A 9,256-nucleotide genomic window follows, 5' to 3' on the forward strand; every position below is an offset into this window, starting at 1 on the left:
TTTTATTGAGTGCATGTGGTGGTGGTGATGGAGGAGACAACACACCTCCAGCTAGAAGCAAAGGAAGCATTTCCGGTATGGTTTTTGACGCCCCTGTAAATGGCGCAAAGATTGAGGTTTTCGAGTTCAAAAATGGAAACTTAGGCCGGAAGTTGGCTAACACGACGTCTGATGCGTTCGGAAACTATCTGCTAGAGTTTGAATCGTCTTCAATGCCTCTTTTTGTTGTTGCAAAAGAGGGGAGTTATACCGACCCGTTTACGAATGAAGCGGTATCAGTGAGCAATGCGAAGACACTTAAATTTGAAGGTGTTGTGAACTTTAAAGAGGGGAGTGAGCAAAAGTTAATGCTTACTCCGCTGTCGAACTTGGCAGCAGGCTTGGCAAAGTACAAAATTTCTCAAGGATCCACAGATGAGAGTGCCTTTTCTACCGCTTTGGATAGTATCAATAGCATGTATGGGTTTGACGTAAATGAGACCAAACCTATTGATATAACCAAAGGTGGGCAAAGCAGTTTTGCTAGTGCTGGGCATCAATACGGCGCTTTATTAACTGCATACTCGTCTTACTCTTACGATCTTATAAAAAAATACGGCAACAGCGATAACGTCTACACTTCAATGCATTTCGCTGACATCCAATATCGGGATGTTATTGCCGATGGTGTTCTTGATGGTCTTGAAGTGAGCCAGACTTCAGGAGCAGTGACTCCCCTCAGCTTTGGACAGAAAAAGATAAATAGCGACATTTATACACGTGATTTATCTCAGCATGTTCTGATCGTGGTAAACGATCCAAGTGTCAATATCTCTGGTACTGATGCCGCAGACTATGTCGACTTTAGTAAGAAGCTTAATGACTTAGGTACATATGGCAGTACTGATGGCGTCATTCCGCCGCGAGATGGTACGGATATCGATACAGATGCGCCAATAGTTACTCGTACGGACAGTGATGTACTCGCTGGCACTGATAAAGTTGATCTAAAAATTGTTGATGATATCGGTGTAGAAGACGTATCCGCCTTTATTCAGTATAAGATTAATGGCTCTTGGTCTGGTGAATTTCAGTGTAACGACATACAAGATTTTGGAAGCACATTCTGTTCGGTTGAATTTGATGATTTTGAAGTTGGCCTTCGAGAGACCAACGTTAAAGTTAACATTAATACCAAAGAGATCGATAGTGTGGATATGAACCCTGCCACAGGGCTCTCAAACGTAACAGCAGCACGATTAGTCTTATATACAGCGGATGTACTGGGTAATGAGTTAATTCCAGGCAGCCATTCGGGTCTTCATATCAACTTTGAATGGGATAACGATGCGCCTGTTATCGATATTACATCGGCGAGTGCAATTAATAACCAACTTAAAGAATACGTTCTGAAAGGGGTTGTAAAAGAAAGCTCGCAAGAGATCAGTTCGGTCAGTATTTCATTTAAAGATGGCTTACATGAGGACGTCACATGTTCTCCTGTCACTGTAGAATCTGGAAATGCTTGTGAGTTTAGTAAGGCTTACCCAACTGATGAATTCCTATCTACGACGGTCTTTGAGGTTCGAGCGAAGGATAGCAAAGGCAATACGGGTGCCGCTCAGCATGCAGTAAGTCGTGACGATCAAGCGCCAGCACAAACGATTACTTATCCTGAAGGTGCGTCAATGACGTACGTAAATGTCGGTTTAGATGGTGAACGAACCACTTACGATGGTATCTACTCTCAAGATACGTATACCCCAGACAATGTTCAAGCAAGCCGCGATTTCCTAAAGATTGACTATGCGTACGCAAGTATAGGGATTCAGAACTCATTAAAAGGGATAGATTTTAGTAACTTCAACGCTAATTTATTGAAAGAGAATAAAATCCCTTATGTTCGTGTGAAAGTATCAGACGTAAATACCGATACGGTTTTAGGCTCCAACGCTAATAAGCTTAAGCTCGTCGTCAAGTACTACGTAAGCCAAAACAACGATAACAACTACTCACTTCAGCAAGTTATTGATACAACTGCATCAGATGACGATTACATCGCAAAAATTCCGCACGAAACGCTGTTAGATAGCAATGGGCGAGTAGAGGATGTCATCTATTACATTCCGTTTGTAAGAGATATTTTGGGTGACAGCTTTAAATCGGTATCAGAAAACAGTAGTCAAAAGTTAGTCATTCAAACCGTCGATGAGTCTGATAACGAAAGCACTCCAAGAGAAGTATATTTTAGAAGTAGCTTTGACCTACCAACCATAAAAGTGGTGACACCATTTATTGGTGCGCGAGCGCAACTTGAAGGGTTGAGTCCAAATGGTGAATTCACTTCACTTGCGAGTTGTACCACTATCCAACAATTGGAAAGTGATCAATCAATGGCTCTTGACATCGCGAGTTGTGAAACCACAACTGATGTTGTGAATTATGACTTCATGCGTGTTCGTTTAATTGGTATCGAGGGCAGCGAGCCATACTACTATCAATGGAAAAGAGATCCAGGAACCAAAAAAGTAACGGTTGATTTAAACAAGGCCAATATTGGCGTGTACTTTAAGCTCAATGGCTCTCAGACTTACTATATTACTGAACTATCGACATATCAGACTAGCTTGTTTGATTTCCAGTGGGATCAAGTCACTGCCGGAGAGAAAACTTCTGAGCGTGCGATTCAAATTCTTGATGAGGTGCGCTACGCGTTATCAGGCACGAACAACAACTCATTCTTTGGGTTTGATCCAACGGTTGTGCCTTATGCAACTAACGAAATGCTTGCTACTAAAGCGATTCCAGAAAAGCCATCAAACGATTATCTACACCGATTTCTTGTCGAAGCCATCGATAGTATTGCTCAAGGAATGCCGAGAAATAACTCATTAGATTTTGCCTCCGCTATTTACGATGATTTGAGCTTTGATGGAAAAGCGAATGGTATTGGTGTTGGTGGACGTCAGGTTATGCTCGATTCTTATCAATTCGGTTCCGATACTTATCGAAAGGATTTAGCGCAATCGTATTACGAAATCATGGCGAGCAAATACGGTATTGAGACCAATATCGCGCAGCTCTATGCTGATGATATTTCGATGGCTAATCCTAACTTAAATGGTAAGAACATTTTTGATACAGAGGGTAGCAGTATCGATATCTTGCCTCCACAGCCAAAATTAACGATTGAAAGCGGTCGAGAGACGATGGTTGGCAATAGGCTTTATATTGCTGGTGAAGTTGTTTCTAAAATTATCCTAGACGATCCTTCTGGTATTGTAGAAACCGACGCTTATGGTCCGAAGTTTAGCACGATGTGGTATCAAGCCAGTGAGCCAAACATTGAAATACCGCTGGACATCAACATTGTAGAGAACCCTGGCAACAGCAATGCTTATCGAAAAGAGTACCTCTTTACCCTTAACTCTCAGTCTAGTGAACTAAAAGATATTGTAGAGTTTGCTGTGGAAACCAGTGCCATGGACCCACATGGCAATGCGTATGGTTACGATGGCAAAGCTCCGTTTATAGAAACGGTATTTATTGATAATGATTTCCCTAAAACGAGTTACCTCCCACCTAATGACGTCGACGGTAAACCTGTAGAAGACGGTATTTATTTAAATGCCAAAAATACCCATGAATTGACCTTCAAGGTTGAAGATGTTGTGGGTGACAAGCTTTCTTCAAGAGGTCTTGTTTTCTACCAGCAAACGGGTGAAAAAGTCACATACACACCAGAGGACTTTTCGAATAACTCGAAAGACGCCTTTAAAGTCAAATTATGTACGGGGGAGCTTTGTTCAAATCAAGGCGCGACGATTTACCCGGGTGATGGTGATTGGCTAGTCGTTGCAGCGGCAGAGGATAATTTAGGTAACTCCGTTTCAGAGTTAACTAGCACGGCTCCGAGATTCAATATTCGTATCGACTCTGAAGCTCCTATTGTAAAAAGTGAGCAGGTTCAAAGCCGTTTAGGCGGTAATAACCAATGGACACCTGTCATTGATTGGGGGACGTTAAGCCCCGGCAATAATGTAAAAATAGATCTTCGCCGAGGGTCTGGTCAGGCACTGACATTAGAAAGCTGTGACCCTCTAACAGAGACGTGTGACGTACCATACCTAGTTGGTGAACAACCTGACGTCAAAGTCCAACTGGTTTCAAAAGCATTTGATTACGATGAATGGAATGAATTTTATGTCACTGCGACGGACAACGCTTACCCTGCCAATGTTAGTACAACAGGGAAATTCACATTCCAAGTCGATAACAAAGGCCCCGAAATCATCCTAAATACGCCTTGGGTTGAAGACACATTGTCTAAAGAGAACTATGTCATAGGGCGTGAGTTCAATGTGCGATTTAAATCCGTAATAGACGATTCAGACCTTGAGCAAGTCTCGCTGTATCAAAGTGGTAAAGATTCGCCAATTAAGACAATTGTGCCAACGGATTCATCTAAAGAGTTTGTCATGTCTCTTATCAAGAGTGACACAGATAAAATAGACATTTCTGAAGATGAAAAAACAACGTCATTGTATGTAAAAGCAACCGATATTTATGGTTTTGAGTCTAGTTCTAACACGCACAAGGTTATTCTTGATCGTGATGGACCAACATTAGGATTAAGTGGTTTCAATGCGAATGACTACTACTTAGGTAACTATGTCTTTGACCTAACGGCTCTAGACCTAAATGCAAACGGTGATGTTTCAATTAATGGTGTCAATCGAGAAAGCCTAGAGTATTGGACGTTTAGCGATCTGGAGCCATTACCTGGCTCTCCCGGTACAAAAATCAATGAGGATCTCAAAGTGAGTCTTGGTGATTTAGGTACGGGTACACACAAGGTTCGTTTAAAAGGGTCTGATGTTCGTGGCAACACAACCTTAACCAGTGGTGAGCAAGATTTTACCGTTAAAGTGTACAATTCCATCCCGCAGGTAACCCTAGCGATGAGTTACACGGATGGAACGCCAATTACAAACAGCACCATCTATCAAGATGGGAATATCGTACTTACGCTTGATATTGTTGATGACAGTGGCGTTGATCGAATTGACTCAACGTATAGATTTTCTGGAGAGCAAAACGGGACTAACTTTACGTTCTCAGAAACCGCAGATGGCACTTGGACGGCAACGCTGCTTTCTACACAAATTGCCAAAGATGGTAACTATGAACTTGATATAAAGGTTTACAACAAAGTTCGTTACCTTGACGAAAAAGACAGAAAGGTTGGAAAAGTAAACCAAACCTTTAGCGTACAGCGTGAAGGCGTGGTTCTCTCGGTTGCAAGTCCGCTGGACTTCCAGAACTACTTATCTGATGGTGTTCTTGATGTCACCTTTACTACATTGAGTGCGGTCAAAGCCAAAACGTTAGAGTGTTGGGTTCGTGAAGAGTACAACTCTCTAGATGCACCACCAACTAATGAGCAACCAACTTCTGGTGTTATCAACGTATCGCAAGAACCTTACAGTTGTAGTGTCAATGTTGGGCAAAACATGACGAAAGCACCTGTCACTTTGATCACTAAAACCTTGGGTACAAATGGGCGTGAAACGATCAACAAGTTCAATTTTTCGATGGTGGATATTGATGCACCAACAGTCATTGATGGTAACTCATACAGTTTTAAAGGAAGTGATGTTTGGTTTGATGAAGCTTTGAAGAAGAAGATGCTCACATTTGAGCTCTCTTTCAATGATGCTTTGTCAGGCGTGAATACTGAAAGTTCAGATAAATATCCAAAGTTGGTTCGTAATCTTGGCAACAAAGCTTATACACCAACGACCTGTGCCAAAGGTGTTGGAAATATCAAGTGTACGTACTCTGAATCCTACGCCGATATTATTGATGGCCTGAGTACGACTCAAGAATACAAAATCAAGAACGTATCTGATTTAGCAGGAAACTTGACGCCAGAGCATGATCTACTGCTTGAATTACCTAAAGGTTCGGTAGTCGTTGAAATTACTGATCCGGTTGGAAACACAACCATTAATGGTCAGCAGCTTGTCGCTAAATTCAGAATTAAGTTGTATGAAAACTCTAGGCTAGACAATGTGATGGCCAGATTTGGAACGGAATCCTACAACTATAAAGATAATCCGGAGAAGTTTGCGCAATTGGAAGTGTGTGCAGATGACCCAACCTACAAGTGTTCAACATTTACGAGTGAACTTCCTAGCGATGCTGATGGAAAAACGATCAGGACAATTATTACCGCAACGGATGTGTGGTCGAGAGTTGGTGAAGCGACCGTTGATATTAAAGTTGACAACACACCTCCAAGTGTTGGCGATGAGATTATCGTAACCGAATCGCCAACAAATCCTGATAATGTTCGTTTTCGTTTTGACATAACGGACACTGGTAGCAGCCTCGCAAAAGTAAACTACTCGGTTTTAAACCCGAGTTATCAAGAAGAAAGAGTAGAGGATGGGAATGGTTCATCTACGTACTTTGAACTATCGAAATCTCAGTTAGAGGGGCGTGGTTCAATCACAGTAGACATCAAAGCGACAGATAGCGTCGGACTGTATTCTGATATCAGAAAAGTCATTGATATTAGTGTTCCTAAAGTCACGGTTGATTTCGATGGAATTACGAGTTTGCAGGGTGGGAAACTGTTTTTAACCAAGGCGAGCCAGCCGTTCACGGTATCTACGGTGGAAGGAGAAAGAGTGAAAGCTTCACAATATTCTGTGGAGCTTATTCCAAGCCTCGGTGATTCCTTGCGTTACTCAGGTGATGTTATCTCATCTAGTGGTAATGGAATGATGAACTTTGCCGTCGATAACCAAGGGTCATATACCCTTAAAGTGACGGTGACGGACTCAGTTGGAAGAGAGAATACAAGCTTTGAATTACTAGGCAAAAGTTATGATGGACAAGTTATCGAGTCTATTGTTGATTATGACGTTCCAAGTATTTCTGGCTTAAATGCTAATCAAATTTCTAAGGTACCGACAAACGATAAGTATCAGCTAGAAATTAGCGCATACATTACAGATAAAAATTTAAACCTCGTCACGTCAAAAGCGGTAAGTGGTGGCAGCACTGTGGCTCCTCAAGCGATTACTGAGCCGACAACCGAAGCGGGGCCTTATGTCATAAGCTATTTATTGCCTAAAGGCGATCATACGATCACGGTGGCAGCAACAGACAAGGTGGATAACAAGAGTGAAAGTTCTATTGACGCGCATGTGGAAGCGGCAACCGTTCCCGGGCTAAGTATCTCTACCGCCTCAAGCGCCCCTCTTTTTGGAGGCGAAGAGATTACGCTTGCGTTTAACTTTACAGAAGAAGTTACGAACTTTGATATCTCAGATGTCCATCTTGTCGCTAGTGATAGCGGTGCAACAGGAACGTTAAAACAAGATACTTGGTCGACTTCAGACAATATTACGTGGACGGTTAACTATGTCAGCCCAGAAAAACAAGATAAAAATATCACTATTCAGGTAGAAGACAATAGCTATCAAAGTACCAACACAATTCCTGGAAAAGGAAGCAGCTTAAGTATCGCGGTTGAAGGAACCTTACCAAAACTAACCAATGTGACATTTAACCCCGAGCATCAGAGTGTGGGTCAAAGCGTGAGTGTCTCGCTTGAGTTTGATAAAGAGATCCAAGAGGCGACCGCTACGCTTGGCGGCAATCGCATCAGTTCTCTGTCCGCAACGGCAGATAAAAAGGTCTGGGTTGGTGATGTACAAGTTCCGAGCACTACGCTGTTAAGTGTCGACTTGGTTGTTAGTCAGTTTAAAGATTTGACTGGCAACATAGGTGAGGATAACACCGCTCACGAATTACCGATCACACCGACCTTAGTCATCACGCCAGTGGGCAATGTGGATGAAACGCATGCTGCCACGCTACAATTCGAAGGTACGTCGACACGTTTTGACGGTCAGTCCCTGCGTCTTGAAGTGAAAGCCCAAGGCGGCGCGACGGTATTGAAAAGCAGCAGCGCAACGGTACAAGCCGGTGGTACTTGGACCAGTGACGCGATTGATATGAGTCACCAAACCAATGGTACTTATACCGTGATGGTGACAGGGACGAACTCTGCGGGCATTGAAGTGAGTGAGAGCCAGAGCTTTACATTGGAGCAATCTCTGCCAACCTTGACTAACGTGACGTTTACGCCTGAGCACCAAGCCATCGGCCAAAGCGTGACGGTGACGCTGGAATTCGATAAAGATCTGCAATCCGCCGCAGCGGAGTTAGGTGGTACGACGATCACTTCATTAATAGCAACCGCGGACCCAAGCGTTTGGACTGGTGATGTGGTGGTACCAAGCACGTCAGAGCTCAATGTGGCGTTGCTTGTTCGTGACTACCAAGACTTATCAGGGAATATCGGTAGCCAGAACACAGCCTACTCTATGCCGATCACGCCAACCTTAGCTATTACTCAAGTGGGCAATGTGGATGAAGCGCATGCCGCCACGCTACAATTCGAAGGCACGTCGACACGTTTTGATGGTCAGTCCCTGCGTCTTGAAGTGAAAGCCCAAGGCAGCGCGACGGTATTGAAAAGCAGCAGTGCGACGGTACAAGCCGGTGGCACTTGGACCAGTGACGTAATTGATATGAGTCACCAAACCAATGGCACTTATACCGTGATGGTGACAGGGACGAACTCAGTGGGTATTGAAGTGAGTGAAAGCCAGAGCTTTACACTCGCGCAGTCTCTGCCAACGCTGACTAACGTCACGTTCACGCCTGAGCACCAAGCCATCGGCCAAAGCGTGACGGTGACGCTGGAATTCGATAAAGATCTGCAATCCGCCGCGGCGGAGTTAGGTGGTACAACGATCACTTCATTAATAGCAACCGCGGACCCAAGTGTTTGGACTGGTGATGTGGTTGTACCAAGCACGTCAGAGCTCAATGTGGGGTTGCTTGTTCGTGACTACCAAGACTTATCAGGGAATACCGGTAGCCAGAACACTGCCTACTCTATGCCAATCACGCCGACCTTAGCCATCACGCCAGTGGGCAATGTGGATGAAACGCATGCTGCCACGCTACAATTCGAAGGCACGTCGACACGTTTTGATGGTCAGTCCCTGCGTCTTGAAGTGAAAGCCCAAGGCAGCGCGACGGTATTGAAAAGCAGCAGTGCGACGGTACAAGCCGGTGGCACTTGGACCAGTGACGTAATTGATATGAGTCACCAAACCAATGGCACTTATACCGTGATGGTGACAGGGACGAACTCAGTGGGTATTGAAGTGAGTGAAAGCCAGAGCTTTAC

The 9,256-nt window shown here is 43.9% G+C and carries 1 protein-coding gene; it reads left to right on the forward strand.

All coding sequences use genetic code 11. From position 1 onward, the window contains the following. Nucleotides 1-77: 77 nt before the first annotated feature. Nucleotides 78-9,256 (forward strand): tandem large repeat (locus CBX98_RS08845; RefSeq protein WP_109169001.1); only part of this gene is annotated, 9,179 nt, incomplete at its 3' end.

The organism is Vibrio sp. T9 (assembly GCF_003123985.1).
In the GTDB taxonomy this organism is placed as follows: domain Bacteria; phylum Pseudomonadota; class Gammaproteobacteria; order Enterobacterales; family Vibrionaceae; genus Vibrio; species Vibrio diabolicus.